The sequence below is a fragment of the Natrinema gelatinilyticum genome, from assembly GCF_024266705.1.
Classification (GTDB): Archaea; Halobacteriota; Halobacteria; order Halobacteriales; family Natrialbaceae; genus Natrinema; species Natrinema gelatinilyticum.
This window is the reverse complement of record NZ_CP100756.1, coordinates 1,354,041-1,379,804: the sequence shown is the minus strand read 5'-3', so window position 1 is coordinate 1,379,804 and position 25,764 is coordinate 1,354,041. Positions and strand designations below refer to the sequence as shown.

The following is a 25,764-nucleotide window of genomic DNA, read 5'->3' as shown; positions in this document are numbered from 1 at the left end:
CGGGCTGAGAAAAGCAGTCGCGGTGTCTCCGCCGTCGGTTCGGCTCTCAGGCCTGACTGAGGCTCTCCCGATAGTCCTCCGCCGCCTCGATGGCCGATTCGAGTTTCGCTTCCGTGTCGCCGCCCACCCGCTCGCGTGCCTGCCGGAGCGCGTTGAGATGTGCGTCGAGGACGGCGTGATCTGCGACCGCGTCACCTCGTGCGAGTTCGTCGAACTCGCGTGCGGTCTCCCGGAGGGTGTCGCGTAGATCGCCGTCGGCCGTTTCCGCGGCGTCCTCGAGGTCGCTGCTGGCTTGCTGGAGGCCCTGCGTCATATCGGGCCAACGACCACGGGTCGCATAACTGTTGGCCGGGCAACGGCAACGTTCGATCATCGTCCGCTCGGAAAGCGACTCGTACACGGGACTACGGTCGACCTACCGCAGTGTGTCGGCACCTATCGTCGCGTGCCGACTCGTGTAGGAACCGTATTCGAAACAGAGACGATCTGTACCCCGCGACTTCGGCCAGAAATATCTGACCGACACGTGATACTGACTGGCTCCTTTTTCATGTCATGGGCCGCCTTCCCGACCGTACCATGCAAGTGTCACGACGCACTGCGATGAAAGCCATGGGTGCTGCCGGTGGACTGACTGCAGCGAGCGGCGTTGCGATGGCCATCGGCGAACACCCGGACGACAAGCGGCCGAAACCTGACGAGAAATCGATGAACGACGAGAAACCAGCCGAGTCCCCGGGTGCGGCCGTTCGCGTCGCACACTTCTCTCCGGATGCGCCGAACGTCGACGTCTACGTCGACGGCAATCAGGTTCTCTCGAACGTCGCCTACGGCGACGTGTCCCCGTACCTCGAGATCGAACCGGGCACCTACACGGTGAAGATTACGGCGGCCGGTGACCCGGGCACCGTCGCGTTCGAGGGCGATGTCACGCTCCAGCCCGCGTTCTACACCATCGCGGCCATCGGAGAACTTGGCGCGAGTTCGTTCGAGCCGCTCGTCCTGCTCGACGCCGGCTCGGCGCTCGCTCGAGTGATTCACACGGTGCCCGACGCGCCTACCGTCGACATTTACGTGGAAGACGAACTCCTCTTCGAGGGCCTGTCGTTCGGCGAATCGACCGACTACGCCGCCCTTCCCGCGGGCACCTTCACCGTTTCGATCCGACCGGCTGGAGATCCCGAGACGACGCTCCTGTCGTTCGAGGCCGCGCGCGAAATCGGCGTCGCGTACTCCGCGTATGCAATCGGCTACGCCAACCCACCGGCGGGGACGGAGGGCCGAGAATTCACCGTGAAACGGGTGGAAGACGGTCCGATGGACGAGAAAATGAAAAAGTAGGATTCGATTCGCCCACTTCGACGAATACCGCGGACAGCCGTCGGGAACTCGGCCGCCGACTTTCTGGCCTGACCTCACGTTCCCGACGCGTGGCGTGCGTTCTGGTCGGTAGACGGGTCTCTGAGAAGCACACGGGATTCGTGAGTGGTGTCTTCGACCCGGCATGCGTGTGGATAAAGTGCCTCGACTCCCTGTATCAGACAATGAGTGAGAGTCGAGGCCCGCTGCAACCGGACCGTCCTGACGTCGACCTATCTTTCGAGGTCGACGCCCCGTTCGAACCGGCGGGAGACCAGCCGGAGGCGATCGAGCAACTGGCCGACGGGTTCCGGTCGGGGATGAACAGACAGACCCTGCTCGGCGTGACCGGATCGGGAAAGACGAACACCGTCTCGTGGGTACTCGAGGAGATCGAGAAGCCGACGCTCGTGATCGCCCACAACAAGACGCTGGCGGCCCAGCTCTACGAGGAGTTCCGGAACCTCTTCCCGGACAACGCTGTCGAGTACTTCGTCTCCTACTACGACTACTACCAGCCCGAGGCCTACGTCGAGCAGACCGACACCTACATCGACAAGGACGCCTCGATCAACGACGAGATCGACCGGCTTCGCCACTCCGCGACCCGCTCGCTGCTCACGCGCGAAGACGTGATCGTCGTCGCCTCGGTGTCGGCCATCTACGGCCTCGGCGACCCGCGAAACTACGTCGACATGTCGCTACGACTCGAGGTCGGCGAGGAGGTCGGTCGCGACGACCTCCTCGCACAGCTCGTCGACCTGAACTACGAGCGCAACGACGTCGACTTCACGCAGGGCACGTTCCGCGTCCGCGGCGATACGATCGAAATATTTCCCATGTACGGCCGGTACGCCGTCCGCGTCGAACTCTGGGGAGACGAAATCGACCGAATGGTCAAGGTCGATCCCCTGGAGGGCACGACCCAGGGCGAGCAGCGGGCGGTCCTGATTCATCCCGCGGAGCACTACTCTATCCCGGAGACGACACTCGAGCAGGCGATGGACGAGATCCGCGACGACCTGGACTCCCGCATTTCCTACTTCGAGCGCCAGGGCGACCTGATCGCCGCCCAGCGCATCGAGGAGCGAACCACGTTCGACCTCGAGATGATGCAGGAGACGGGCTACTGTTCGGGGATCGAGAACTACTCGGTCTACCTCTCCGATCGGGAGTCCGGCGACGCGCCGTACACGCTGCTCGATTACTTCCCCGACGACTTTCTCACCGTGGTCGACGAATCGCACGTCACGCTGCCGCAGGTTCGCGGACAGTACGCCGGCGATAAGTCCCGCAAGGATTCGCTGGTCGAGAACGGATTCCGGCTTCCCACGGCGTACGACAACCGTCCGCTTACCTTCGAGGAGTTCGAGGAGAAGACCGATCAGACCCTGTACGTCAGCGCAACTCCGGGGGACTACGAGCGCGAAGAGAGCGACCGCATCGTCGAACAGATCGTTCGCCCGACCCACCTCGTCGACCCGAAGGTCGAGGTCTCGCCCGCGACGGGGCAGGTCGACGACCTCATGGACCGCATCGATGGACGGATCGACCGCGACGAGCGCACCCTCGTCACCACCCTCACGAAGCGCATGGCGGAGGACCTGACCGAGTACCTGGAGGAGGCCGGGGTCGACGTGGCGTACATGCACGACGAGACGGACACCTTGGAGCGCCACGAGATCATCCGTTCACTTCGGTTGGGTGAGATCGACGTCCTCGTTGGAATCAACCTCTTGCGGGAGGGGTTGGACATCCCGGAGGTCTCGCTCGTAGCGATCCTCGACGCCGACCAGGAGGGATTCCTTCGATCGGAGACGACCCTCGTTCAGACGATGGGCCGGGCCGCGCGGAACGTCAACGGCGAGGTCGTTCTCTACGCCGACGATCCCTCGAATGCGATGGAATCCGCTATCGAGGAAACAAAGCGCCGCCGTCAGATCCAACAGGAGTTCAACGAGGAACACAGCTACGAACCCACGACGATCGAGAAGGAAGTCGGCGAAACCAATCTGCCGGGCAGCAAGACCGACACCAGCGATGTCTCAGGCCGCACGCTCGAGGATACGGACGAGGCGGCGCGGTACATCGCCGATCTCGAGGACCGGATGCAGGAGGCCGCGAGCAACCTCGAGTTCGAACTGGCCGCGGACATCCGAGACCGGATTCGGGAAGTGAGAGACGAGTTCGAACTGGGGGGCGGCGAAGACGAGGGGATCGCGCCGCCGACCGAGGAGTTCTGAGCGGAGGGGGACGGTTCGATCACCGCTCATACGGTCTGCTGTAACGATGTACCGGTGCACCCGCAGGACGGTCGCGGTTGCACCGGCAATGACGTACAGTAGTCCGTATCAGAGGACGCCGAACCCGAACTCGGTCATCCCGAAGACGGGACCCCATAGCAGGTTGAGCGCGACGCCGACGACGACCGCGGGCAGAAAGTTGTAGACTGTCGCGACGACGGCAGCCCTGGCATCGACCGCCAGCAGGGGGAATAGCGCGTCGCCGTCCTGAGCGATCGAGTTGGCGGTCAGCGCGGAGAAGGGCAGGCTCCCCTCGGCGTAGACGCTGGCCAGCAGGATCTGGGGGCCACAGCCGGGGATCAACCCGACGGCCGCGCCGCCGATAGGCGCCAGCACGCCCGCCGCCGCGGCGATGGTAGCGACGTTCACTCCGGTGAAGAGGACGGCGTACTCGTAAACGAGGAAGGCTGCGAGGACCCAGACAGTGACGAAACTGGTCTCCATTGCCGCGTGCGTGAGCGTGTCGTAGGCCGACCTGAAGGAGTCTCGAGCGCGGGCGATCGACCCTTCACCGACGTAGTGGCGGCCGACGGCGTAGAGGTACAGCGAGAGCACTGCGCCGACGATGCCGACGACCGTGAAGAGACCATCGAAGCCGACGCCGAGCGTAAGTGCGACCTCGGGACCGCCGCGGAGCAAGTAGATCGTCCCGAACAGCAAGCCGGCGATGGCAGTTCCCCACCATGCGACGTGGACGAGGTGCGAGAGAGGAGTGAGCACTCGAGAGCGGCGGTCCGGTCCCGACGCGTGGGCGTGCGTGGGCGTCGGTCCACTGTAATCGTGGGCGGGATTCGGTCGGATACCGCCGTCGACGACGGTGCCACCGTCGGTCATCGCGGGTGACAGTTTCGCGACGGCGGCGTCGACGCGGCCGACGCCCAGTCCGATGGAGTCGACGAGGTAGCCCGTTGTGACAGACGCGGCGAAGGCGATGGCGTACGCGTAGAGCGCGGCCTCCGGTGCGAGCGCGAGGATGACGAACGCCGAGTCGCCAGCGGTCGCACCGAGCGTCGCGACGACCGTCCCGAAACTGACCGTTCCGCGGACGTACAGTGGCATAACGACGATCGCACCGCCGCACCCGGGGGTCAACCCGAGGAAGCCGCCGAACAACACCTGGAGTCGCTCGTTGTCTTCGATCGCGCCGATCACGGCGCCGCCGGTCTTGTACTGGAGCAGTCCAAACGCCAGTACCGTCATCGCGACGAACGCGCTGACCTGCACGTAGCCGTCTCTGAGCGACGCGAGCAAGACCTCCAGAACCTCGTTCACGGAATATCACCCGTAGATTGGAGATCGTAGGTCCAAAGATTAGACATCTCTAAAAACATATTTAGCACACTACGGTAAATAGTTGCTGGTGGCAGTTATCCGCCAACTGGCCTCGAGCGGACCTCCGCGAGTCGGCTCGAGGCCGGGGGACTGCGTTCGAAACGCCAGCCCGTCAGCACGGCTCGAGGGCTATCCCGCCGGCTGTGGTAGATCGTACGCAGTCCGATCGTTCCACTCGCAGGGGTCTGCGCTGTCCAGAGCCGATCGGACGGTCGTCAATTCACCCGACGCTCGCTGTTCCGTACTCGCTACTCGTGTTCGTATTCGTCCCGCAGGTGTTCGATTGCGTGGAGTTCGACGACCGGGAAGATCTTGGCGACGGTGAGGAAGATCAGACAGACCATCCCGATCGTCCCGGTGATGGAGGCAAGTTCGATCAAACTCGGGATGTAGACACCCGGCACGGCGGCGTAGATGTCGAACGTCGGGTGGAGGAACCCCTCGACGACGAACAGGACTTTCTCGAGGATCGTCGCGGTGAGGACGGCGAGGCCGGAGACGATGGCCCGTCGCTTGGTGAACAGCGTCGGCCGGATGGCCTGGGCGAAGATGTACGAGAGGGTCACGAAGACGAGCGTCATCGACGTGAGGTAGATCGGATTGGTGGCTCTGGCCAGTGCCGCGATGGTCAGATCGACCGGTGCCGTGAACAGGCCGGTGATGTTCTGCTGGAGTTGCAGCCACAGGAACAGCAGGCAGAAGAAGCCGAGCCAGAGGAGCAGTCCGCGGAAGATGTCGTCCGTGAAGATGTGGTCCCAGTCGTAGGCACGCCGGAATGCGTACGAGAGGATGATCACGCCGCTGATGGCCGACGTGAGGGCGATCGTGAGGAACTGCGGTCCCTGAACGCCGCCGAACCAGGTCGGCATCGACGGCAGGACGGCGAACAGCCACGGGATGACGCCGCCGTGAAGCAAGAGCGGGGCCATGATGATGATCGCGAGCGCGAGCCACCAGACCATCCGCTCGACGACCTGGTCTTCTTTCTCGGTGTAGCCGATCGTCATGACCCGGTAAATCGGATCGAGTCGATCCGGCAGCTGATCGCGCAGTCGGCTCACGTCGTAACGCAGAGTCAGTCCAAGGTAGGTCGCCGTCAGCACGAAGTAGGCCGTGATGACGGTCACGTCCCACACCAGCGGGGAGGCGTGGACAGTGATGTGGTAGTGGCCGATGACGCTCGTGACCATCCGGTCGGGTCGGCCGAGGTGGACGATAATGTAGAAGCCCGCGGCGGAGAGGCCACTGATGGTCAACAGTTCGGCGAGACGCGCGACGGGCATGTATCGGTCCATTCCGAGCAGCCTGACCGCAGCCGAGAGGATGATCCCCCCGTGGGCGATTCCGACCCACCAGATGAACGCGCCGATGTAGATCCCCCACGTGACGCCACCACCGCTGCCCCAGTCACCGAGAGCGGTGACGACCAGTCCCTCTTCGAGTTGATAGGCCCAGCCGACGAGGAAGGCGAGAAGCGCGAGCCCCGCTATCCCGACCATCAGAAAGTACGTTCTCGAGGTCGTCCCGATCGGCCGCAGAATGTCGGCCTCGCTCGGCGTTTTCGTCGCCATTGTGATACGGAGGTCCACACCATCAGTCCACTTGCGTCCCAGCTATGCATTTGCAAGGTCTGTTTTTGACTACTCGAGACGCGAGTGCATCCCACCGGCAGCCGGGTTTCGACAGTCGCGTTTCACCTGTTCCGAACCGTCACCCGATCGGACGAGGGTTGATAGAGAGGTGCGTTCGACCGACCCGAGAACGACCCCGACCGGCCCAGATCACAACTCGAGCGTGTAGACCACTTCTCGGCGTTGCTGGCCGCCGATCTCGACGTCGTCCTCGTCGGTCGGTTCGAAGCCGTGCGTTTCGTAGAACTCCCGACCGCCCTCGTTCGATGCGAGGTCGATCGCACGCATCCGTTTCATGTTGAAGTCCCGGAGGTCTTCGCGGAGCCGTTCGTACAGTGCGGTCCCGATCCCCGCTTTCTGGTGACTCGGATGAACCGACAATCGCAGGACGTCGCCCTCCTCTGCAGTGACGACGCCGTGGGCGAACCCGACTACCTCGCCGTCGACCTCGGCGACGAGAAACGCGGTGCCCGCCTTCGACAGAGCCGTCTCGAGGGCCTCGTCCCCGTACCACTCGTCGATCGTTTCGTCGATAGTCTCGGCGTCCAGTTCGTCGTAGGTGTCGTGCCAGGTGTCACGAGCGACGGTCCTGATCCGCTCGCGGTCGTCGTGGGTCGCAGGTCTGATCTCCATACGACTAACTACGGCATCGAGTGACAAAGTGGTTCCACCGTCTTGGTTAGGGAGTTTGTTCGCCACCGCGAACAGCATCGACCCCAGAACGGACGAGACCCCGGAACGGACGGGGCCTTCCCGACGTTCGTTCGCTCCCAGTTGTCCACTCTTTCCGGTCTCGACCGTTCTTCCGGTCTTTTCCGTTTGTTACAACTCGAGCGTGTAGACCGCCTCAGGGTAGTACTCCCCGTCGATTTCGACTTCACCTTCGTCGGTCTGTTCGAAGCCGAGTCCCTCGTAGAAGGCGCGGCTGGTGTCGTTGAACGCGAAGTCGATCGACCGGACCCGGTCGACGTCGTAGGCGTCGAGTTCAGCGATCAGCCGCTCGTGGAGTTTCGAGCCGATTCCCTCTCCCTGGTGGTCCGGGTGGACGTACATCCGGAGGACGTCCGCTTTTTCGCCCTGGGCGACCGCATGGGTGAAGCCGACGAGGTCGTCGTCCGTCTCCGCGACCAGAACCACCGTTCCGGGAGCTTCGAGGGGCATCGAGTCGTCCGTGTACCAGTCGTCGACGGTTCGATCGATTACGTCGGCCTCGAGTTCGTCGTAGGTGTCGTGCCAGGTGGCGCGGGCGACAGCCGTAATGGGCCCGAAATCGGCGGCTGTTGCGGATCGTACCTTCATACCTGTACTTGCGATGAGAGGCTTAAATAACTCGCTGCCGTCCGGGGGACGGATCCGCCGACGCAACGCGGCTCGGGTAGTCCAGCGCCAGCGACGTTCGTGATCCGGTCCCGTCGGTCCGGCGGTGCGTTCACTCGCGAACGTCGAACCCCTGATCGCGGAGTAACTCCGGAACGCGGTCTCGATGGTCCCCCTGCAGTTCGATGCGGCCCTCGTCGACCGTGCCGCCCGTGCCCAGCGACTGTTTCAAATCCGAGGCGGTCGATTCGATTTCCGATTTTGGCAAGTCGAACCCCTCGATGATGGTTACCGGTTTGTCGTATCGGCGACTCTCGGTCCGCAGCGATAGCACCTGCTGAGACGTCTCGAGGTCCCCCTGACTGTCCAGTTCCTCGAGAAATTCGTCGAGGTCGTCTTCGTCTGCCATAGGTTGGCATGGGTCGCCACGTGAAATAGCCCTGTCCTTGCTTTCGCAACGGTAGCGGTGTCTGTGCGACGACTGATAGCTCGCAGTTCCGGTATCCACAGCTTCCGGTTCGAGAATATACCCTCTGTCCGATGTCGATGCGTTCGAATCGTCTCGACGGGTGTCGGGACACCCGAACGAGTCCTATATTGCGTTTCACCGACGGTGGGGCCCCCTCCTCAGGTGTCTTCGTCGGCGCGTTCGTCAGGTTCTGACGGCGGACCGAGGTGGGTCGCTGCGAGCACGTTCTGGACGAAGCGCATCCCGGTGGCGATGCCCATTATACTATCCATCATCGACTGCTGGGTCGCTTCGCCCGGATAGATTCGATGTTCCAATTGGATCGTCTCGGCGTCCCGGAGGTCACAGGCCTGCCCCTCCTCGTCGAGGAACGTGTAGAAGCCGGGCGTCGACGCGAGCACTGGCCCGACCTGGCGCAACAGCTCCGACCGCGATTCGTCTTCGCGAACGAGCCGCCTGGCCCGTTCTGTATCGAACGCGCTGCGCCCGACGACCCTGACCGGACCCCGCTTCTCTTCTTTGATGAGATGTATCGGTAGACGCGAGAGAGTTACTTGGAGGTTGAACTCCGTCTCCTCTTGCGGGTGGGACGTTACGTCCTGCACGGCGTTCTGGTCGAGCCACCAGTGAACCTGTTCGACACTCAAGTGAGTCGGCATGCTTCGACTCCGGTTCCAGAGCAAAAAAGGGCTGAGCCGGCAGGACCCGGCACTTTCGGCCACCTGTATCCCGGGCTGGCGATCATCGAGGCCGCCGAACAGCTTCCGTCAGGCATGGCCGTGCTCACTCTGCGCCCATATTCCACGTACCCCACTGCCCCTCGGCTGCGACCACTCTCGTTGGTCGCGACGCGTCTACGCGCCGACGATGCTGTCTCGACACTCTCTCATACGGACTACTGTACGTCATTACCGGTGAAACCGCAGGACGGTCGCGGTTTCACCGGTGCATCGTTACAGCAGACCGTATCAGAGGCGCGACTTGATCGTTTCTGCCGTCTTCGCGCCGATTCCCTCGACGCTCTGGAGGTCCTCGAGGCTCGCCTCGCGGACGTTTTCGACGCTACCGAAGCGACCGAGGAGTCGCTTTCGGGTTTCGGGACCCACGCCGTGGACGTCGTCTAACACCGTCTTGACCTCGTCTCGGACGGTCTGGTGGTACTGCACTGCGAATCGGTGAGCCTCGTCTCGAACGCGCTGGAGGAGGTGCAGATGCGGCGCGTCGCTCGGCCAGGAAAATTCCCGGTCCGGGGTGATCACCCGTTCCTCTGCTTTGGCCAGTGCGACCGCCGGAACGTCCCAGCCGACTTCGGACAGCGCGTCGCGGGCGGCCTCGAGTTGCCCCTCGCCGCCGTCGATCAGTATCAGATCGGGGTCGGGCCGGTCGTCGCGCCCCTCGACCGCGCGGCGTGCGCGCCACTCGACGAGGGCGCGCATATTGTCGTAGTCGTCGTTCTGATCGGTGAGCTTCTTCCGCCGGTAGTCGGCCGTTTCGGCGCTTCCATCGACGAAGGTGACGTCGCTTCCGACCGCCGACTTCCCCTGGGCGTGGCTCACGTCGAAGCCCTCGATCTGCCCGGCCGCCTCGAGTTCGAGGGCGTCCGCGAGCATTCCGCACTCGTCGTGCCGACCCACGTTCCGCCGGGCGTTCTTCAGCGCGAGTTCGACCAGTTTGGCCTCCCGTCCCGCCCCCGGGACGCGGACGGCGACGCCTTCGGCCTCGAGCCAGGCCGCAACTTCTCCGTCGCCGTGGCGTTCCGGCAGCAGGAGCGCGTCCGGGAGGTCGCGTTCGGCGTAGTACTGGACGAGGAAGGCCGCCAGAACCCCCGGGACCCCGTCCGAATCGCCGTCGGCGTCGACTCCTGCTGAGCCGGGCGCCTCGAGCATATGCCGGTCGCGTTCGATCAGTTTGCCGTCTTCTGCGCGGAGTCGGGCGACGGTCGCGTCCTCCCCCTCGATAGCGACCCCGAGGACGTCGACGGCCCGCTCGTCGCCGACCGATTGGACCGCCTCGCCACCTTCACCGTGGAAGGCTTCGACCGTCTCGAGGCGATCCCGCAGATTCGCCGCGCGCTCGAAGTTCTGCTCCTGTGCGGCGGCTTCCATCTCCCGGTGCAGCGGATCTGCGAGAATCCCCGTCTCGCCCTCCAGAAAGCGCTCGACTGCGGCGACGTCCTCGCCGTAGCTCTCGAGGTCAATCTCGCCGGTACAGGGTGCCGTGCAGAGCCCCATCTCGTAGTCGAGACAGGGACGGTCACGGCCCGCGTACTTGTGATCGGAACAGCCGCGGACGCCGTAGGTCTCTCGCAACGCTTTCACGACGATTTCGACCTGACCCTTGTTCGTGTAGGGACCGAAGACAGTCGGTCCACTCGAACGGTTCGCGGAACTCCGGTCCGCGCTACTCGCACTCGGAGCGCCGTGGGCCTTGCCGTCCGGGTCCCGCGTAATCTCGATCCGAGGCGCATCGTGGACCGTCACCTGGACCATCGGATAGGACTTGTCGTCCTTGAGTCGGACGTTGTACCGGGGTTGGTGGCGCTTGATCAGGTTCGCCTCGAGCAACAGTGCCTGGGTCTCCGTGTCGGTGACGGCGACCTCGATCCCGTCGGCGCGGTCGACCATCCGGCGGATCCGCGCGCTTCGCGGATCGGCGTAGGAGCGGACCCGATCCCGGAGATCGACTGCCTTTCCGACGTAGAGCGTCGTTTCGCCCTCGCGGAACTGATAGACGCCCGGCTCACGAGGCAACGATCCCGCACGCTCGCGAACCCCATCGTCGTTCATCGACGGGTCTAGAACGTCGGCGGGTTTCAGCCTGACTCCTCGTCTCCCAACCACTCCGCGCCGGGCCGATCGTTCTGATCCCGGTCATCGCCACGTCGGTCGCTCCCGAGCCGCGTATCGCCGTCGTCGACGCCAGCGTGACCATCAGCCGGTGAACTTCCTCCGAGCGTCGACCCCGGCCGAATCGCGGCCTCGAGGTCGGTGACGAGGTCGGCCTCGAGATCCGCGTCACCGACGGGCAACACGAGATCGTCGTGGCCGCGTATTCGGAGGACGAGCCGGTACGATCGCGAGCGGACGTAGCGGACGACGAACGCGGTCGCGACGGCGAACGCCACACCGCCGCTCAGGAGAATCGCCCAGTCGAGTATCAGAAGTGCCGTTTCGATCGCCGAGAGCGCGCCGTTCACGAGATTCTCGATGGCGTTCGCTCCCGGGAGCGAGCCGACAGCCTGCAACTCGAACCCCGGGACGTACTCGGTGAATCTGATGGCCCTCGCCGTCTCCACCAATCCGACTCCGACGACGGCCGCAGCGATCCCCCAGACGAGCTGGCTCAGTCGCTCGGTCGTTTCGACGCTCACGGCCCCCACGTTCGGTCGATCGATGTGGCGAAAGTGTGGTCCGTCCGACTCGGGTGTAAACGTCATGACGCGACGATTCGTGACGACGACCGTCGCATCCTCAAGATCGACGCGTCGCTCGACGGTCTCCCCGTCGTCGCAGAGTTGGTCGACGTGATCGGTCCAGCAGTCGACGCGCTCCCCTCTCGTCTCGGCCATCGGTGCTCGTCGTCACTGGTCCGACGTCGATCCCCAAGTACCTCGGGGCTCGTTCGCACGAGTAGGGGGAGCATAGCGGTGTGGAGTACGTCGCAGCGTAGTAACAGGGAGCGCGTTCCAGATCCTGATCGTACTGACGCGGTACATTTTGGTAACCGTCCCCAAATCGGCCCCGTCTGAGTGAGACGTCAGTGCAGTGTCGACTCGTCGAACGGGAACCGAGCGACCCCGATTTCGTCACGCTCGTCTACGCGACTACGGACGGCGCTCGCTACCAGTAACGCCAGCGATCGTCGACGGCGCTGCGAACCGCCCCCGACGTCACTGCAGCCATCGAAATCCCCGAAACCGAACTCGAGCGGGTGGCCGACGATGAGGCTCGAGACCGGTACGCCGCAGAAGTCGAGCGGACCGCAGACCGATACGGGCCGGACGACTCGATTTGGCATCTGCAACACTTATTAGTTCACCGAGGTGACGGCGCGAGCGGGTAAACGGGTGAAAAACGATGGTTTCAGACCTAATAGTGATGTCAAAAACCTTATCGGGTAACGCTACGATCGTACGGGCATGCCAGCTATCACAGTCGACAACCTGACCAAATCGTTCGGTCAGACCCTCGCACTGAACGACCTCTCCTTCCGGGTCGATGAGGGTGAAGTGTTCGGCTTCCTTGGTCCCAACGGTGCCGGCAAGTCGACGATGATCAACATCGTTCTGGATTTCGCCCGCCCGACCGACGGGTCGGTCAGCGTCCTCGGCATGGATGCACAACGAAACAGCCGGGACATCCGGCAGCGAACCGGCGTCCTCCCCGAAGGTGTCGAAACCTACGGCCGCCTGACCGCCCGCCAACACCTCGAGTTCGCGATCGACTCCAAGAACGCCCACGACGATCCCGAAGCGCTGTTGGAACGCGTGGGCCTCGAGGACGCAGTCGACAGGAAGGCCGGCGGCTTCTCGAAGGGAATGTCTCAGCGGCTCATGCTTGCGATGGCGCTGGTCGGCGAGCCGGACCTACTCATCTTAGACGAGCCCTCGACCGGCCTCGATCCGAACGGCGCCCGCGAGATGCGTGACCTCGTCCGCGAAGAGAACGACCGGGGCGCGACCGTCTTCTTCTCGAGTCACATCATGGAGCAGGTCGAGGCGGTCTGTGACCGCGTCGGCATCCTCCGCGACGGCGAGATGGTCGCCGTCGACTCCGTCGAGGGACTGCGCGACTCCCTCGACGGCGGCACGTCGCTGCGCGTTACCGTCGACCGGATCGACCAGGACGCCCTCCAGGCAGTTCGCTCGCTCCACGACGTCACCCACGCCACCGTCGAGGGCGAGGATCCGCCGACGATCGTCGCCGCTGTCGGCGGCTCGAAGACGACCGTCCTCTCGACGCTCGAGGATCACGGCATCGAGGTACAGGACTTCCAGACGACCGAGGCCTCGCTCGAGGACGTCTTCCAATCCTACACGACCGGCGCGAAGACGGAGGTGCGCGCACGATGAGCACCGACACCGGAACCGTGGGAGAGTCCTCGGGCGGCGGATCAGCCTCGAGTTCGATTCATCCCGGGAGCATCGTCGCGGTCGCGAAGAAGGACTTTCAGGATTCGGTACGCTCGTGGCTCTTCTGGGGGCTGAGCGCACTCTTCTTCCTGTTACTGGTCGGCATCGCGGGAGCGCTGTCGTACTTCGGCGAGGATATCGCGGCACAGGGAGCGACGACCGATATGCTCGTCGTCCTCGTCAGCCAGGTGACCAAGTGGATTGTGCCGCTGATTGCGCTGATCCTGGGCTGGAAGTCAATCGCTGGTGAGCGCGAGTCCGGAAGCATCAAAATCCTTCTTTCGCTACCCCATTCGCGAAAGGACGTCGTTATCGGAAAACTACTCGGCCGCTCGGCCGTGTTGTCGATGTCGCTGACCGTCGGATTCGTCCTCGCCGCAGCTATCGTCGCCGCATTTCTCGGCGGATTCGATATCGCAGACTACGGCGGATTGCTCGTCATGTCGATAATCTATGGTGTCGCCTACACGAGCATCGCCGTCTCGCTCTCGTCACTGACGCGCTCGACGACCATCGCCGGAGCCGCGATCTTCTGCGTTTTCCTGCTCTTTTACGGTCTCTGGAACGGTCTCGGGACTGTATTTAGGATGCTCGGTCAGCGAGAGTTCCTCTTCTTCGATACCGTGACGTATACCCGGGAGTTTCAGGGGCAAGAAGTGACCCTAGAGCGACGGCAGGACTGGACGTACTTCATCACGAACCTCGATCCTGGCCAGGCATACAACAGAGGTTTGACCCTTCTTACGGACGTTGATTTGCTCGAACAGGGATCGAACATCAGCGCACAGATGTTCGGCGGCGAGTTACCGTTCTACCTGCAGGACTGGTTCTCCTTCCTGATTCTGCTGTTTTGGATCGTCGTGCCGCTCGTGATCGCACTCTATCGGTTCGATCGCGTCGACATTTAAACTGGACCGTCGGTCGCACCAAATACCGTTCGCGGAAACGTCGATTATCGTTCCGTTGGGGAATCCGTTTACGGCATCGCCCGTCGTACCAGCCGTTGTGACCGACTGCATCTTCTACGGCGGTAAGGGCGGCGTTGGCAAGACGACCTGCGCGGCGGCAACCGGACTGTCACTGGCAGCCGCCGGCCGGAAGACCCTCGTCGTCTCGACCGATCCGGCCCACTCACTGGCCGATTCGTTCGAGACGGATCTCGGGCCGGATCCGACCGAACTCGAGCCATTGCGATCGCTCGAGTCCGATACCGACCACCCGGGCGGCCTGTGGGCCGTCGAGATCGACCCCGAGACGCAGAAGGAGCGCTACGAGAAACTCGCGCGGGCGCTGGCCAAAGACCTCCGCGGCGCTGGGATCAGTCTCTCGGACGACGAGATCGAACGGTTCTTCGCGGGCGGCGTGCCGGCCGGCAGCGACGAAATCGCGACGCTAGATTTGCTGGTCGAGTACGTTGACTCGGGCGAGTGGGAGAGCATCGTCTTCGACACCGCACCGACGGGCCACACGTTACGGCTGTTCGACATGCCAGAAGTGATGGGCCTGGCGCTCGAGACGGCCCAATCGTTACGCGGGCAGGTTCGGCGGATCGGATCGGCCGCCCGGACGGCGTTCCTCGGGCCGATTTCGGTGATGACCGGTGATCGTGACGAGGCGGACGACCTCGCGGCGTTTCAGGCTCGACTCGAGCGGGCTCGCGACCTTCTCGTCGATTCCGAACGGACCGAGTTCCGCGTCGTGCTCATCCCGGAGTCGATGGCCATCGCCGAGACGGAACGGCTGGTCGAGCGGCTCCGCGAGGCAGCCGTGCCGGTCGAGCGACTGGTCGTGAATCGGATCCTCGAGGACCCCCACGACGGGTGTCCGCGTTGCCGATCACGTCAACAGCGCCACGAGGAACGGCTGGCCGAAATCCGCACGACGTTCCCGGATCTCGACGTGGTGACGCTCCCCGACCTCGAGGGAGAAGCACAAGGGCGCGAACCGCTCGCGGTGATCGCAAAGCGGTTGCCGAACTGAGCCGCAGTACCGAGGCCGGTACCCCTGCACTTATATTATGCATATCTTACATTAATTCATGTCGGCATCACTCGGCCGAAGTTCGTCCCCGCTCGTTACCGCGATCGGCGTGGCGTTTGCCTTCGTCGCGATCGTCGGAACTCGATTTCTCGGATGGGAGTGGGGATCGGGACAGCTCGTTCCAACGATACTCGGAGTCGTCGCTGCCATACTCGCTGTCTTCGTGATCCGTACCCGCCGAGGGTAGGGCGGTCCGTCAAGGAGTTCCGCAGCTCGGATTCAGATTCAGGGACGGGTTTAATTCTCGAATGTCACGGTCTTCGCTCGGCCACTCGCTCGATTCGACGACAGCTATAACGACGTCCATCGGCTCCGGGACGAGTGTCACTCGAGGTCGATGCCCTCGTCTTCGAGCAATGCCCGGAACTCGTCCTCGTCGATGATGGGAACGTCGTTGGCGTCGGCGTCCTCGCGTTTCGTCGCGCCCGGATCGTCGCCGACGACCAGGTAGTCCGTGTTGCCCGAGACGCTGGTCGTCGCGTTCGCGCCGTGGGCTTCGACGAGTTCCCTGGCGTCGCTTCTGGTCATGGCCTCGAGCGAGCCGGTAAAGACGAACGTGAGTCCCTCGAGTTCGTCGCCGCCGTGGGCTTCAGCTTCCTGCGGAGAGACGTGTTCGAGGACGTCGTCGACCACGGTGGCGTTGGCCTCGCTCGTGAAGAAATCGTGGATAGTCTCCGCGACCGTTTCGCCGACGTCGCTGACCCCCTCGAGTCGCTTGGGCTGCTCCTCGGCGGCCTCGCGGAACGCGTCGAAGCTCGTGAACTCGCGGGCAAGTTCGCGGGCCGTCGTCGGGCCGACGTGGGGGATGCCGAGCGCCGACACGAAGTCCGAAAGCGGCGGCCCGCGGCTGGCATCGATTTCCGCGAGCAGGTTTTCGGCGCTGGTTTCGCCCCATCCCTCGAGGTCGGTGAGATCCTCCTCGTCGAGTTCGTAGAGATCCGCGACCGTCGTGAGCAAGCCGGCGTCGACGAGCTGGCGGACGCTCTCTTCGCCGAGTCCCTCGAGGTCGAGTCCGTCGTCGCCCGCGTAGTACTCGATCGACCGACGTAGCTGAGCGTCACAGCCGAGCCCGCCGGTACAGAACGCGATTGGGCCGTCACGCTCGACGGGACTGTCACAGACGGGACACGTATCGGGCATCTCGTAGTGGCCCTCGCTTTCTTTCTCGACGACTTCCTCGACGTACGGGATGACGTCGCCAGCGCGCTGGACGCGAACGGTGTCACCGACGTTGACGTTCTTCTCGGCTATCTCCTCGGGGTTGTGGAGGCTGGCCCGCGACACGGTGACGCCGCCGACGTCGACCGGCTCGAGCAGGGCGACGGGGGTCAGCCGCCCGGTTCGACCGACCTGGACTGCCACGTCGGCGATCCGCGTCACCTCTGCGCGGGCAGGGAACTTGTAGGCGAACGCCCACCGGTCGTGGCGGGCCGTCCGGCCGAGTTCCTCCCGCGCGTCTCGCGAATCGACCTTGAGGACGACGCCGTCGATTTCGTAGTCGAGGTCGTCGCGGACCTCGAGCATCCGATCGCGGTAGTCGATCGCGCCTCCGACGTCGTCTACCGTTTCGACGCGGTCGTTCGTCCGCAAGCCGTACTCTGGGAAGCGTTCGAGTTCCTCCCAGTGAGATTCCTCGAGCTCGCTGGCCTCGAGGACGTCGAAGAAGAAGACCTCGAGGGGACGCTCCGCGACGACCGAGGGGTCGAGCTGTCGGATCGTCCCGGCGGTGGCGTTACGCGGATTCGCGAACGCCTCCTCGCCGCGTTCGATGCGCTCGCGGTTGTGCTCCTGAAACGCGTCTCTGGGCATATAGACCTCGCCGCGCACAGCGAGGAAGTCCGGATAGTCCCCGTGGAGTCGTTGCGTGACGGAGCCGATAGTGAGTGCGTTACGGGTCACGTCGTCTCCCTCCCGGCCGTCCCCTCGGGTGACCGCGCGCTCGAGGCGGCCGTCCTCGTATACGAACTCCATGGAGACGCCGTCAAACTTGGGTTCACAGACGTATCGGACGCTTCCGACCGCTCTCTGGACGCGGTCGCCGAACTCCCGGACGTCCTCGGCCTCGCCGCTCTGATCGATCGAGAGCATCGGTGCGACGTGTTCGACCGTCTCGAACTCCTCGAGCGGTTCCCCGCCGACGCTCCGCGTGGGGCTGTCGGGATGGGTGAGTTCGAAGGCCGCTTCGAGGTCTCGCAGTCGGGAGAACAGGGCGTCGTAGGTTCGATCGGCGATCAGCGGCTCGCTCTCGACGTAGTACCGGCGGTCGTGCTCGCGGATGGCCTCGCGGAGCAGTTCCACTTGCCGCTCGGCCTCGTCCTCGGAAAGGTCCGCGACCGGCGCGAAATCGGTCGGCGGATTCCGGAGATAGGGGTTATCTTCGTCCGCGTTCTCGTCGGCGGCTGACATTGCTCGAGGGTAGCCGCGTAGGCCCGTTAACGTTACCGACCGCGAGCGGCTGGTCTGCTTCGAGCGGGCTGAACGGGGTCGAGAGTCGTCACTTCCAGGGATTGTCGACCAGTTCGGTGTGAACGCTCGAGCCGACGGCGATCCGACAGTCGACCCGCGGCGATGCGATGCACAGGAGCACGTAGCCGTCGTCCCGGTGTCGATCCTTCAGGGCCCGCGGTTGGCGACGGTACGCGAACGCATCCTCGACGGCGACCGAGGAGCGGTCACCGTCTGCTGCGTCCGGCGCTGCGGCCTCGAGCAGTCGTCCGGTACACGTCGCACAGGCGCCGATGCGACAACCGAACGGAAGCGCGATATCCTCACACGTGGCGGCTTCGAGGACCGTCTCGTCTTCGCGGACGTCGATCGTCCGCGTCCGACCGTCGGGCCACTCGAGGCGGACGTCGTGGCTCGATGAATTCATCGTACGGGACATCACTGCCAGACGTCGCTCGTACAGTCGCCGTCGGACCACCGGATTTCGTGGGCGCGGGCCGATCTCGCCGGGCATTCGCCCCAGTCGACGAGGAAGTCTTCGTCACGTTCGAAGGTGCCAGCTCTGGGATCGACGTCGGCTTTGAATATCATCGACTTCCGCTCTCCATCCGCCGGGTAGCACTCCTCGTGAAACGAGGAGAACAGCGGGGCCGCCCGGTTGAGGCGCTCTCCGTCGAGCGAGCGCTGTAGCATCTGCGGTTCGGTCGCCAGTTTGCGTCCCTGCACCTCCCGGCTGTCGCCGACCGAGAGCGAGTCGGCCCGCCGCGGGATCGACGGATCCGAGACGTCGTACGTCCAGCCCTCGGCGTCGTCTGGTGTGTACCTATCGCGCATGAATCTCCCCACCACGAGCACGAAGAAAAGAGTGACCCGACTGCCGGTCCAGTCGATACCGCGACCGACAGTGGTCATGCCCAGGGGCTGTCTCCGACCGCAGCGCGCACCCGCGGGCCGACCTCGATACGGCAGTCGGTCCGCGGTGACGCGATACAGAGCAGGACGTACCCCTCCGCCCCTTCGCTTTCGGTCAACGCCTGCGGTGGCCGTCGATAGGTGAACCAGTCAGCGGCGTCGAGCGGTCGATCCGTTTCGTCTTCGTCTTCGTCGGTATCCGCGTCACTGTCTGCCTCAGCATCGGTATCAGCGTCGGCGCCGCCGCCATCGAGGGCGAGCAGCCGACCGACGCAGGTGATGCAGGTCCCCTTCCGACAGTCGTACGGCAGCCGGACGCCCGCTCGCTGGGCTGCCTCGAGGACCGTTTCGTCCGCTGCGACCTCGATCGTCCGGCTCGGCCCACCGGTCCACTCGAGGGTGACGTCGTGACTCGTCATCGGCCGGTCACCACCGTCCGTCGGCGCTCGCCAGCGTTTCTCATAGCCGGTGGTACGACCGAGAGGAGCAAAAGGGTGAACCCGGCTCTCGTCAACTCTCCTTCGACCGCCGCAGACGGGAGCGGCGGCGCGACTCCGAACGCGGTCGGCGGATACCCAGTCTTTACCCGCTCCCGACCCGTAGGCGCGGATAGATGGGACAGGGAACGGAGTTCGGACTGGTCGATCTCGAGGAAGCCGACACCCCGGGCGACGAGTGGGAGGAGATCGACGTCTCGGACACGGAAGCCGATCGGATCGCCCGGGAGCGCGACCGCGAGTTCGACCAGTTTCAGGAGCGCATCAAAGACGCCGACCAGTTCAAAGTCGAGCAGTCGGTGTTCGACGACGCGACCTTCGCGGCGCTGTACAAACTCGTCCAGGACGGCTACGTCGAGGCGTTCGGTGGCCCGCTGTCGACGGGCAAGGAGGCCAACGTCTATCACGCGCTGGGCGACGACCGCGAGGTCGCGGTCAAGATCTATCGGATCAACGCCTCGAACTTCCGGCAGATGCGCGACTATCTCGAGGGCGACCCGCGCTTCGAGGGCCTGGGTGGAAAGAAGAAAGACGTCGTCCTCGCCTGGACCAGAAAGGAACTGGCGAATCTGGAGCGCGCGAAGGCGGCCGGCGTGCGGGTGCCCGAACCGATCGCCGCCGAACGAAACGTGCTGGTCATGGAGTACATCGGTAACGAGGAGGGCCGCGCGAAACGGCTCGGTGAGGTCCACATCGAGAATCCCCGGACGGCCTACGAGGTCATGCGCGAGTACATGCGTCGACTCTATTCGGCCGGACTGATCCACGGCGACCTGAGCGAGTACAACGTCGTCTTCGACGAGGGCCAACTGGTGTTCATCGACCTCGGGCAGGCCGTCACCGTCCACCACCCCAACAGTCGTGACTTTCTCGAGCGGGACTGCCGGAACGTCGCCTCGTTTTTCTCCCGCCAGGGACTGGACGTGACCGAAGCCGACCTGCTCGAGTTCGTTACGAGTCCGGAGCCGGATCCGTCTCGAGAGTGATTCCGTCGACCACCGTCGCGTCGAAATCTTTTTTACCGCTGGCTGAAAAGAACACGGCGATGACGTCCGATCTCGGCTGGCACTGGCACCCCCTCTCGAGAGCGGACAGTGTCGTCGCGGCGGGCGACGCGGCCTAACCCGGCGACTGTTGTGGCGGATGCTCCCTCCGCTCGTTTTCGCTCGAATCGTCTTCCAGCCGCCGCAGTCGACCGTTGATGCCGATGTCACCAACCGATCACACAGATACCAACACCGACGTACCACGCACCGCTACTGATTCGACACGAACCGCTACCGACGCGACACGCAGCACTGCGAACGACGGGAGCGTCACCGTCTCCCCCTACGCCGTCGAGGGCGAGATCGACTACGAGAAACTCCTCGAGCAGTTCGGGGCCGATCCGCTTACCGACGAGCAGATCGCTCGCTTTCCCGACAGTCCCATGCTTCGCCGACGAACCTTCTACGCGGGACGGGACGTCGACGCGTACCTCGAAGCTACCAGATCCGGCTCGCCACACGCGATCGTCACCGGGAGGGGACCGTCTGGGCCGATGCATCTCGGCCACGTCCTCCCGTTCTATCTCGCGAAACGCTTTCAGCAGGAGACCGGGGCGACGGTCTACATCCCACTGTCGGACGACGAAAAGTTCCTCGCGAAAGAGCAGTCCTTCGACGCAATCGGACGGCACACGCGTGACAACCTCTGTGACGTGCTCGCCGTCGGATTCGAGCCCGACAAAACGAGAATTCTGGTGGACACGGCCGATGCAGACGTGATCTACCCGATCGCCGTTCGACTGGCGGCGCAGCTCACGCCGGCGACAGTCGACGCCGCGTACGGCGAGCAACGTACCGTCGGCCTGCAGTTCTATCCCGCGGTCCAGGCGACTCATCTCTTGCTTCCGCAACTCGTCGACGGGCGACAGCCAACGCTCGTTCCCATCGCCGTCGATCAGGACCCACACGTCCGGGTCTGTCGCGATATCGCCGCGACGAACTCCCTCCCCGTCGACAAACCGGGTGCCTTGCTCGGACGATTTCTCCCGAGTCTCGAGGGCCCGGGAAAGATGAGTAGCTCCGATGATGCACCCTCGATCGAACTCACCACGGATCCCGAACTCGTCGCCGAAGTGATCCGAACGCACGCCTATACTGGCGGTCAGGCTACCCTCGAGGAACATCGCGAGACAGGCGGTGATCCGACGGTCGACGTCCCGTTTCAGTATCTCCGATTCTTCTTCGAATCCGACGACGCCGAACTCGAGCGCATCGCGGCCGACTACCGATCCGGCGACCTGCTCAGCGGCGAACTGAAAGCGATCACGATCGACCGGATTACCGAATTCCTCGAGGAACACCAGCGCCGACGCTCGGAGCTCGAATCCCTCGACGAGGCGCTCGAACCGTATCGGCTCACCGATGGCGAGCGACGGGTGGCACTCGAGCGAGCTGGCGTTCCGTCGTTGGCGCGATAGTACGAACCTGTACAGTACCGGCTTTCGGGTGCTCCCGAACGCCTTAGTGTCTCGCCCTCGCGAAACCGAGTATGAACATCGGTATCATCTCGGACACACACGACAACGCGGAGGCGACCGAACGCGCGATCGAGATCTTTCACGAAGCGGGCGTCGAGGTCGTCATCCACTGCGGCGACTTCGTCGCTCCGCTAGTGGTCCCCTACTTCGACGAGTTCGAACTCCACGGCGTCCTCGGAAACAACGACGGCGATGCGGCAAATCTCCAGGCTGCGTTCGACTCGCTGGGTAGCGAGAGCCAGCTACACGGCCGCTTCGCCGACCTCGAGTTCGACGGCCTCTCCATCGCCGCCCTCCACGGCGAATCTCTCGCTGAGGTCGAGGCAATCGCCGCCGGCGAGACGTACGATTTCGTCTGTTACGGTCACCACCATCAGCGCGAACTCTCCGAGGACGGCCGGACGACGGTGCTCAATCCCGGCGCACACTTCTTGACGAAGACCGACGAGGACCGGAGCGTCGCAATCCTCGATACGTTGTCGGAATCGGTGCGCTTCCGGTCGGTTCTCGAGTAGACGCTGCGCCACCCCCTCGAGCAAAACGATGTGCGGTAGGCGCTCTCTCGGGCCGACCGCTCGAGTCGTTCCATTTTCGCTCGGGCGCGAGATCGCGAGACTGCAAGACAGCAAGATTGCGAGACTGCATGACCGGATTCTCGTTTCGACAGTTCGGTGATAATCGCTCGTCAGCCGTCGCTCGTTACTCGTCTGTAACGCTCGTTGCGTATCGGCTGTCGTTCGATTGGCGCTGCTCGAGGATTCCTCGATTCGTCGCGACCGCCGATCACATGAACATTCGGTCCTCCGGGAAGTGCTGAGCCCCCATCCCGTCTTGCGTGTCGAGCGATTCCATGCGGTTCGCGAGTTCGGCGTAGTACTGTTGGAGTTCTGCGGAGCGCTCGCGGAGCTGCCGGTCGTCGATATCGAGGTCGTAAACCGTTCGGAGGAGGCCCAGAAACCGGAGCGCAGCCTCCAGATCCGGCCCAGGCGGGTGGATCGGAGTCACATATGCGCCGATCGGAGGGGCCTCTTTCTCGAGACTGCGTCCCATCAGTTCACCGGTGACGCCGTCGAGGACACCGCCGCCAACCGGCGACACGTCCGCCCCGGCGAGGCGCTGCTCCTCGTACTCCGATGTCGCGACGTAGAAAACGTCGTGCTCGTCTGGCCCGTGCGGATACGGGACGCCGTGAAAAACGGCGATTTCATCGATATCGGTCGTTGCGACCCACTCGAAAATGCCGTCGCTCAAGCCCTCAGCCGCCCACACCGGGACGAACAGCTCGTTGAGCAAGACGGCGAAGTCGGACTCCGCCGATGCGTACAGACGGATCGGATGTCGCGGTTCCCCGTTTTCGACCGGGGTGATACCCGGCAGCCCGCGATATCGAACGTGGCCGATCCGGTCGAACTCGTGATGCGTAATGAGGTGGTCGACGGCCGTGAGACCGGCCAGCCCGAGGTTCGAGAGTCCGACGAGCAGGGGACCCTCGATCCGCCGGTCGTCCGAGATGGACACGTCGTACGTTGGTTCCGATACCATACGGATCCTACGCGGGACCGAAACTTATGCCGTCCCCCGTCGGTGGTGAGGATCGATGCTCGGAACCGACGTGCCGGTCGACACGTCCCGGTCGCACGTTGCCTCGTGAGACGATTACTGCCGTGGGTGTAGCTCACGCCCGGTGCTCGCGGACCAAGGTCTTAACCTCACCCAGCCAGTAGCGGTCTGTATGCAGCACGTGAAGATTCCGCAGGACCGCATCGGTGTTCTCATCGGCGAGGGGGGCGAGACGATGCGCGAGATCGAGGCGGAAGCGGAAGTGCGACTCGACATCGACTCGGAGAACGGCTCCGTCGCCGTCGAGACCGTCGGCGATCCCGTTCTCGGGCTCAAGGGGCCCGAAATCGTCCGCGCCATCGGGCGCGGGTTCGCACCCGAAGACGCCCTGCGATTGCTCGAGGACGACATGATGTTGTTCGACATCGTCGACATCGACGCCGCATCGCGTAACAAAAACGACATGAAGCGAAAGAAGGGCCGACTCATCGGCGAGGGCGGCCGAACCCGAGAGCTGATGGAGGAACTGACTGGCGCGGATGTCGTCATCTACGGTTCGACGCTCGGCATTATCGGTGCACCACAGGAAGTCGATGCCGTCCGCAGCGCCGCCGAGATGCTCCTGGATGGCGCCCCTCATGGCGCAGTATACTCCTTCCTCGAGGAGAAGCACAACGAGATGAAACATCAGGGAATGGAGTACCATCGATTCCCCGGCAGCCAGTCCTGACCGAAATCCTACACTGTTCGAGACTCCATCTGATTTGTTCGATCGCTCGCTCGGTCGAGTACCGTTTAGCTGTGACATCCTCCCATGACTTCACAGTAGGTGCCGAAGTAGCTAAGTCGTCGTTTTCGTCGTCGGTGACGAATCAACAGTATGATCCATGCGACCGAGGCAAAACACCTATCTCGTGCAGCTACCTCTCTGTTGTTCACGCGGCTCGATTTTGCGACGAAATCGAACGGGCAGTATTCGAGCGAGGACTTTGAGAAAGTCCTCGCTCGAAGTGCCTTCGACGGCGAGTTTGTCCATACGACCGCGAAAGAACTGCAGCTCGCTCGAGGAGAAGACATTGACCTTCAGCAACGGAGTCCGCTCGCGAAATCGCTTCTCTACCATCTTCGTGGACTAAGCCCGGACGCCATCGGCGCCCAGTTCGATGGCGTCCGGGCAGCCACGTTCGCTCACGCCCGCCAGCAGCGGGCGTTCGCTCGTCCTGTCGACGTCGCGCTCGATATTCACGAGTGGCTCTACTACGGCTCGGCCGAGACACCGCACGTCTGTGCGATCAATCCAGACCGTGGAACGAACCTTGCCTACGCATTTGTGACGCTCTGTGTCGTCGATCCAGCGGTTCGGCTGACACTGGCGTGGGAATCGATCGAGGCGGATGACTCCCGCACGCTGCGGGAGTCCATCCGCCGACTCATCGAGATCGCTCGCCAGTTCGTCCAGATCAACCGCGTCTACTGCGACAGGAGTTTCTACCGGGTTTCACTTGTTCAAACATTGGCTGATCTGGACGTCAGGTTCGTCGTACGCGCGCCGAAGACACCGGGCGTCAAGCGCGTGCTTGACGCCCATGACGAGGAGACATTCGTCACCAACTACGAGATGGTCCGGAAACAACCACCGACGGGACGAATATCGGTAACACTCGTCGTCGTCCCGCACCGAACGCGGGACGACGACTCGTTCTGTCTGGTAACGAACTGTGACGTCTCGGTGGAGTTCGCCGAACCGTTTGCGGAAGCGTACCGCCGTCGCTGGGGGATAGAGACGTCCTATCGGAAGATCGGAGAGTTTCTCCCGCGAACGTCGTCGCCGACGTTCGCGGTGCGACTGTTCGAGTTTCTGTTCGCTGTGGCGTTGTACAATCTTTGGATTCTGGTGTGTCTGGTTCTCGTTGAGCAGCGAGTATTGACCGACCGGCCGGCAGTCTCGACAGCCCTGTTTCGGCTATTTGTATTGTCTCTTCCAGACAGTTAGCAGAGAGTGCGGCGGCTGACCCGGGCCGACCCGGGTCAGCACGCCGCTGCCGACTGGCAAGGCTACATTCATTCCCTTCTGCGGTCAATTGATTGTCTGATGAATGTGTTTGCTCAAGGAGTGAACACTAGTTGACTGGTTAATCTTGACCCTGCGGTCGAGAACTGGACGCATCTGTTTGGAGGTTCGGCACCTACTGTTCAGTTATGGGCTTCCCACGCCGTACCGCACCGCGCTGGATTGGGTGTTTG

24 protein-coding genes and 2 pseudogenes are annotated in these 25,764 nt (G+C 63.4%); 12 read left to right on the top strand and 14 right to left on the bottom strand.

All coding sequences use genetic code 11. The features are described from left to right. Positions 1-46 precede the first annotated feature (46 nt). Complete coding sequence (locus NJU76_RS06765) at positions 47-313, bottom strand: DUF7553 family protein (RefSeq protein WP_254532016.1); 267 nt, start codon at positions 311-313, stop codon at positions 47-49. Between the two features lie 266 nt (positions 314-579). On the opposite strand from NJU76_RS06765, the gene NJU76_RS06760 reads away from it, so the two are divergent. Both NJU76_RS06760 and uvrB read left to right on the top strand, forming a co-directional pair. Continuing rightward, on the top strand, positions 580-1,341 hold the full coding sequence (locus tag NJU76_RS06760) for a DUF4397 domain-containing protein (RefSeq protein ID WP_254532015.1): 762 nt from the start codon (positions 580-582) through the stop codon (positions 1,339-1,341). A gap of 203 nt (positions 1,342-1,544) precedes the next feature. Continuing rightward, a complete protein-coding gene (uvrB, locus tag NJU76_RS06755) occupies positions 1,545-3,602 on the top strand; it encodes an excinuclease ABC subunit UvrB (protein WP_254532014.1) in 2,058 nt (685 codons plus the stop codon). Positions 3,603-3,710: 108 nt separating this feature from the next. Here uvrB and NJU76_RS06750 read toward each other — a convergent pair whose 3' ends face one another. The 8 genes from NJU76_RS06750 to NJU76_RS06715 form a co-directional block, all read right to left on the bottom strand. Then, positions 3,711-4,934: a putative manganese transporter gene (locus NJU76_RS06750; protein WP_254532013.1), complete on the bottom strand. Its 1,224-nt coding sequence runs from the start codon at positions 4,932-4,934 to the stop codon at positions 3,711-3,713. A gap of 308 nt (positions 4,935-5,242) precedes the next feature. Continuing rightward, positions 5,243-6,565, bottom strand: a complete 1,323-nt coding sequence (gene nrfD, locus NJU76_RS06745; RefSeq protein ID WP_254532420.1) for an NrfD/PsrC family molybdoenzyme membrane anchor subunit — start codon at positions 6,563-6,565, stop codon at positions 5,243-5,245. Positions 6,566-6,775: 210 nt separating this feature from the next. Beyond that, positions 6,776-7,258, bottom strand: coding sequence for a GNAT family N-acetyltransferase (locus NJU76_RS06740; protein WP_254532012.1), 483 nt, complete (start codon positions 7,256-7,258; stop codon positions 6,776-6,778). A gap of 189 nt (positions 7,259-7,447) precedes the next feature. Further along, entirely contained in the window at positions 7,448-7,924 is a 477-nt protein-coding gene (locus tag NJU76_RS06735; protein ID WP_254532011.1) for a GNAT family N-acetyltransferase, read from the bottom strand. A gap of 130 nt (positions 7,925-8,054) precedes the next feature. Beyond that, the gene (locus NJU76_RS06730; protein ID WP_254532010.1) at positions 8,055-8,351 is read right to left on the bottom strand and encodes an SUI1 family translation initiation factor; all 297 of its coding nucleotides are present in this window, start codon (positions 8,349-8,351) and stop codon (positions 8,055-8,057) included. Between the two features lie 218 nt (positions 8,352-8,569). Beyond that, complete coding sequence (locus NJU76_RS06725) at positions 8,570-9,070, bottom strand: hypothetical protein (RefSeq protein WP_254532009.1); 501 nt, start codon at positions 9,068-9,070, stop codon at positions 8,570-8,572. Between the two features lie 309 nt (positions 9,071-9,379). After that, positions 9,380-11,197, bottom strand: a complete 1,818-nt coding sequence (locus NJU76_RS06720; RefSeq protein WP_254532008.1) for an excinuclease ABC subunit C — start codon at positions 11,195-11,197, stop codon at positions 9,380-9,382. A 26-nt stretch (positions 11,198-11,223) separates the two neighbouring features. Next, a complete protein-coding gene (locus NJU76_RS06715) occupies positions 11,224-11,979 on the bottom strand; it encodes a hypothetical protein (protein ID WP_254532007.1) in 756 nt (251 codons plus the stop codon). A gap of 176 nt (positions 11,980-12,155) precedes the next feature. Here NJU76_RS06715 and NJU76_RS06710 point away from each other — a divergent pair. From NJU76_RS06710 to NJU76_RS06690, 5 genes and pseudogenes are all read left to right on the top strand, one after another. Continuing rightward, positions 12,156-12,473: pseudogene (locus NJU76_RS06710) on the top strand (DUF7967 family protein). Between the two features lie 76 nt (positions 12,474-12,549). Then, positions 12,550-13,482: an ABC transporter ATP-binding protein gene (locus tag NJU76_RS06705; RefSeq protein ID WP_254532006.1), complete on the top strand. Its 933-nt coding sequence runs from the start codon at positions 12,550-12,552 to the stop codon at positions 13,480-13,482. After that, the gene (locus NJU76_RS06700) at positions 13,479-14,450 is read left to right on the top strand and encodes an ABC transporter permease (protein WP_254532005.1); all 972 of its coding nucleotides are present in this window, start codon (positions 13,479-13,481) and stop codon (positions 14,448-14,450) included. Before NJU76_RS06705 ends, NJU76_RS06700 begins: the two co-directional genes overlap by 4 nt. A 97-nt stretch (positions 14,451-14,547) precedes the next feature. After that, on the top strand, positions 14,548-15,522 hold the full coding sequence (locus NJU76_RS06695) for an ArsA family ATPase (RefSeq protein ID WP_254532004.1): 975 nt from the start codon (positions 14,548-14,550) through the stop codon (positions 15,520-15,522). 58 nt (positions 15,523-15,580) lie between these two features. Further along, positions 15,581-15,769 (top strand): multidrug transporter, encoded by a 189-nt coding sequence (locus tag NJU76_RS06690; RefSeq protein WP_254532003.1) that lies wholly within the window; start codon positions 15,581-15,583, stop codon positions 15,767-15,769. A gap of 137 nt (positions 15,770-15,906) precedes the next feature. On the opposite strand, the gene ligA is transcribed toward NJU76_RS06690, so the two are convergent. The 4 genes and pseudogenes from ligA to NJU76_RS06670 form a co-directional block, all read right to left on the bottom strand. Further along, positions 15,907-17,988: an NAD-dependent DNA ligase LigA gene (gene ligA, locus NJU76_RS06685; RefSeq protein WP_254532002.1), complete on the bottom strand. Its 2,082-nt coding sequence runs from the start codon at positions 17,986-17,988 to the stop codon at positions 15,907-15,909. An 88-nt stretch (positions 17,989-18,076) separates the two neighbouring features. After that, positions 18,077-18,454: a 2Fe-2S iron-sulfur cluster-binding protein gene (locus NJU76_RS06680; protein ID WP_254532001.1), complete on the bottom strand. Its 378-nt coding sequence runs from the start codon at positions 18,452-18,454 to the stop codon at positions 18,077-18,079. An 11-nt stretch (positions 18,455-18,465) separates the two neighbouring features. Beyond that, positions 18,466-18,831 (bottom strand): annotated as a pseudogene (locus NJU76_RS06675) (selenium-binding protein SBP56-related protein); the annotation flags it as partial. 104 nt (positions 18,832-18,935) lie between these two features. After that, positions 18,936-19,358, bottom strand: coding sequence for a 2Fe-2S iron-sulfur cluster-binding protein (locus NJU76_RS06670; RefSeq protein WP_254532000.1), 423 nt, complete (start codon positions 19,356-19,358; stop codon positions 18,936-18,938). 194 nt (positions 19,359-19,552) lie between these two features. Between NJU76_RS06670 and rio1 the strand changes: the two genes are divergently transcribed. From rio1 to NJU76_RS06655, 3 genes are all read left to right on the top strand, one after another. Beyond that, complete coding sequence (rio1, locus tag NJU76_RS06665; protein WP_254531999.1) at positions 19,553-20,422, top strand: serine/threonine-protein kinase Rio1; 870 nt, start codon at positions 19,553-19,555, stop codon at positions 20,420-20,422. A gap of 221 nt (positions 20,423-20,643) precedes the next feature. Then, positions 20,644-21,900, top strand: a complete 1,257-nt coding sequence (locus NJU76_RS06660; protein ID WP_254531998.1) for a tryptophan--tRNA ligase — start codon at positions 20,644-20,646, stop codon at positions 21,898-21,900. A gap of 71 nt (positions 21,901-21,971) precedes the next feature. Then, positions 21,972-22,475: a metallophosphoesterase gene (locus NJU76_RS06655; protein ID WP_254531997.1), complete on the top strand. Its 504-nt coding sequence runs from the start codon at positions 21,972-21,974 to the stop codon at positions 22,473-22,475. 268 nt (positions 22,476-22,743) lie between these two features. Here NJU76_RS06655 and NJU76_RS06650 read toward each other — a convergent pair whose 3' ends face one another. Next, positions 22,744-23,502 carry a proteasome assembly chaperone family protein gene (locus tag NJU76_RS06650; RefSeq protein WP_254531996.1) on the bottom strand — a complete coding sequence of 253 codons (759 nt, stop codon included), beginning with the start codon at positions 23,500-23,502 and terminating at the stop codon, positions 22,744-22,746. A 190-nt stretch (positions 23,503-23,692) separates the two neighbouring features. Here NJU76_RS06650 and NJU76_RS06645 point away from each other — a divergent pair, with 190 nt between their 5' ends. Together NJU76_RS06645 and NJU76_RS06640 are read left to right on the top strand one after the other, a co-directional pair. After that, a complete protein-coding gene (locus NJU76_RS06645) occupies positions 23,693-24,250 on the top strand; it encodes a KH domain-containing protein (RefSeq protein WP_254531995.1) in 558 nt (185 codons plus the stop codon). Positions 24,251-24,400: 150 nt separating this feature from the next. Beyond that, a complete protein-coding gene (locus NJU76_RS06640) occupies positions 24,401-25,513 on the top strand; it encodes a transposase (protein ID WP_254528107.1) in 1,113 nt (370 codons plus the stop codon). Positions 25,514-25,764 lie beyond the last annotated feature (251 nt).

Coding starts and splice junctions, on each gene's coding strand:
- NJU76_RS06765 (WP_254532016.1), bottom strand. CDS start 313: ATGACGCAGGGCCTCCAGCAAGCCAGCAGCGACCTCGAGGACGCCGCG.
- NJU76_RS06760 (WP_254532015.1), top strand. CDS start 580: ATGCAAGTGTCACGACGCACTGCGATGAAAGCCATGGGTGCTGCCGGT.
- uvrB (WP_254532014.1), top strand. CDS start 1,545: ATGAGTGAGAGTCGAGGCCCGCTGCAACCGGACCGTCCTGACGTCGAC.
- nrfD (WP_254532420.1), bottom strand. CDS start 6,565: ATGGCGACGAAAACGCCGAGCGAGGCCGACATTCTGCGGCCGATCGGG.
- NJU76_RS06740 (WP_254532012.1), bottom strand. CDS start 7,258: ATGGAGATCAGACCTGCGACCCACGACGACCGCGAGCGGATCAGGACC.
- NJU76_RS06735 (WP_254532011.1), bottom strand. CDS start 7,924: ATGAAGGTACGATCCGCAACAGCCGCCGATTTCGGGCCCATTACGGCT.
- NJU76_RS06730 (WP_254532010.1), bottom strand. CDS start 8,351: ATGGCAGACGAAGACGACCTCGACGAATTTCTCGAGGAACTGGACAGT.
- NJU76_RS06725 (WP_254532009.1), bottom strand. CDS start 9,070: ATGCCGACTCACTTGAGTGTCGAACAGGTTCACTGGTGGCTCGACCAG.
- NJU76_RS06720 (WP_254532008.1), bottom strand. CDS start 11,197: ATGAACGACGATGGGGTTCGCGAGCGTGCGGGATCGTTGCCTCGTGAG.
- NJU76_RS06715 (WP_254532007.1), bottom strand. CDS start 11,979: ATGGCCGAGACGAGAGGGGAGCGCGTCGACTGCTGGACCGATCACGTC.
- NJU76_RS06705 (WP_254532006.1), top strand. CDS start 12,550: ATGCCAGCTATCACAGTCGACAACCTGACCAAATCGTTCGGTCAGACC.
- NJU76_RS06700 (WP_254532005.1), top strand. CDS start 13,479: ATGAGCACCGACACCGGAACCGTGGGAGAGTCCTCGGGCGGCGGATCA.
- NJU76_RS06690 (WP_254532003.1), top strand. CDS start 15,581: ATGTCGGCATCACTCGGCCGAAGTTCGTCCCCGCTCGTTACCGCGATC.
- ligA (WP_254532002.1), bottom strand. CDS start 17,988: ATGTCAGCCGCCGACGAGAACGCGGACGAAGATAACCCCTATCTCCGG.
- NJU76_RS06680 (WP_254532001.1), bottom strand. CDS start 18,454: ATGAATTCATCGAGCCACGACGTCCGCCTCGAGTGGCCCGACGGTCGG.
- NJU76_RS06670 (WP_254532000.1), bottom strand. CDS start 19,358: ATGACGAGTCACGACGTCACCCTCGAGTGGACCGGTGGGCCGAGCCGG.
- rio1 (WP_254531999.1), top strand. CDS start 19,553: ATGGGACAGGGAACGGAGTTCGGACTGGTCGATCTCGAGGAAGCCGAC.
- NJU76_RS06660 (WP_254531998.1), top strand. CDS start 20,644: ATGTCACCAACCGATCACACAGATACCAACACCGACGTACCACGCACC.
- NJU76_RS06655 (WP_254531997.1), top strand. CDS start 21,972: ATGAACATCGGTATCATCTCGGACACACACGACAACGCGGAGGCGACC.
- NJU76_RS06650 (WP_254531996.1), bottom strand. CDS start 23,502: ATGGTATCGGAACCAACGTACGACGTGTCCATCTCGGACGACCGGCGG.
- NJU76_RS06645 (WP_254531995.1), top strand. CDS start 23,693: ATGCAGCACGTGAAGATTCCGCAGGACCGCATCGGTGTTCTCATCGGC.
- NJU76_RS06640 (WP_254528107.1), top strand. CDS start 24,401: ATGATCCATGCGACCGAGGCAAAACACCTATCTCGTGCAGCTACCTCT.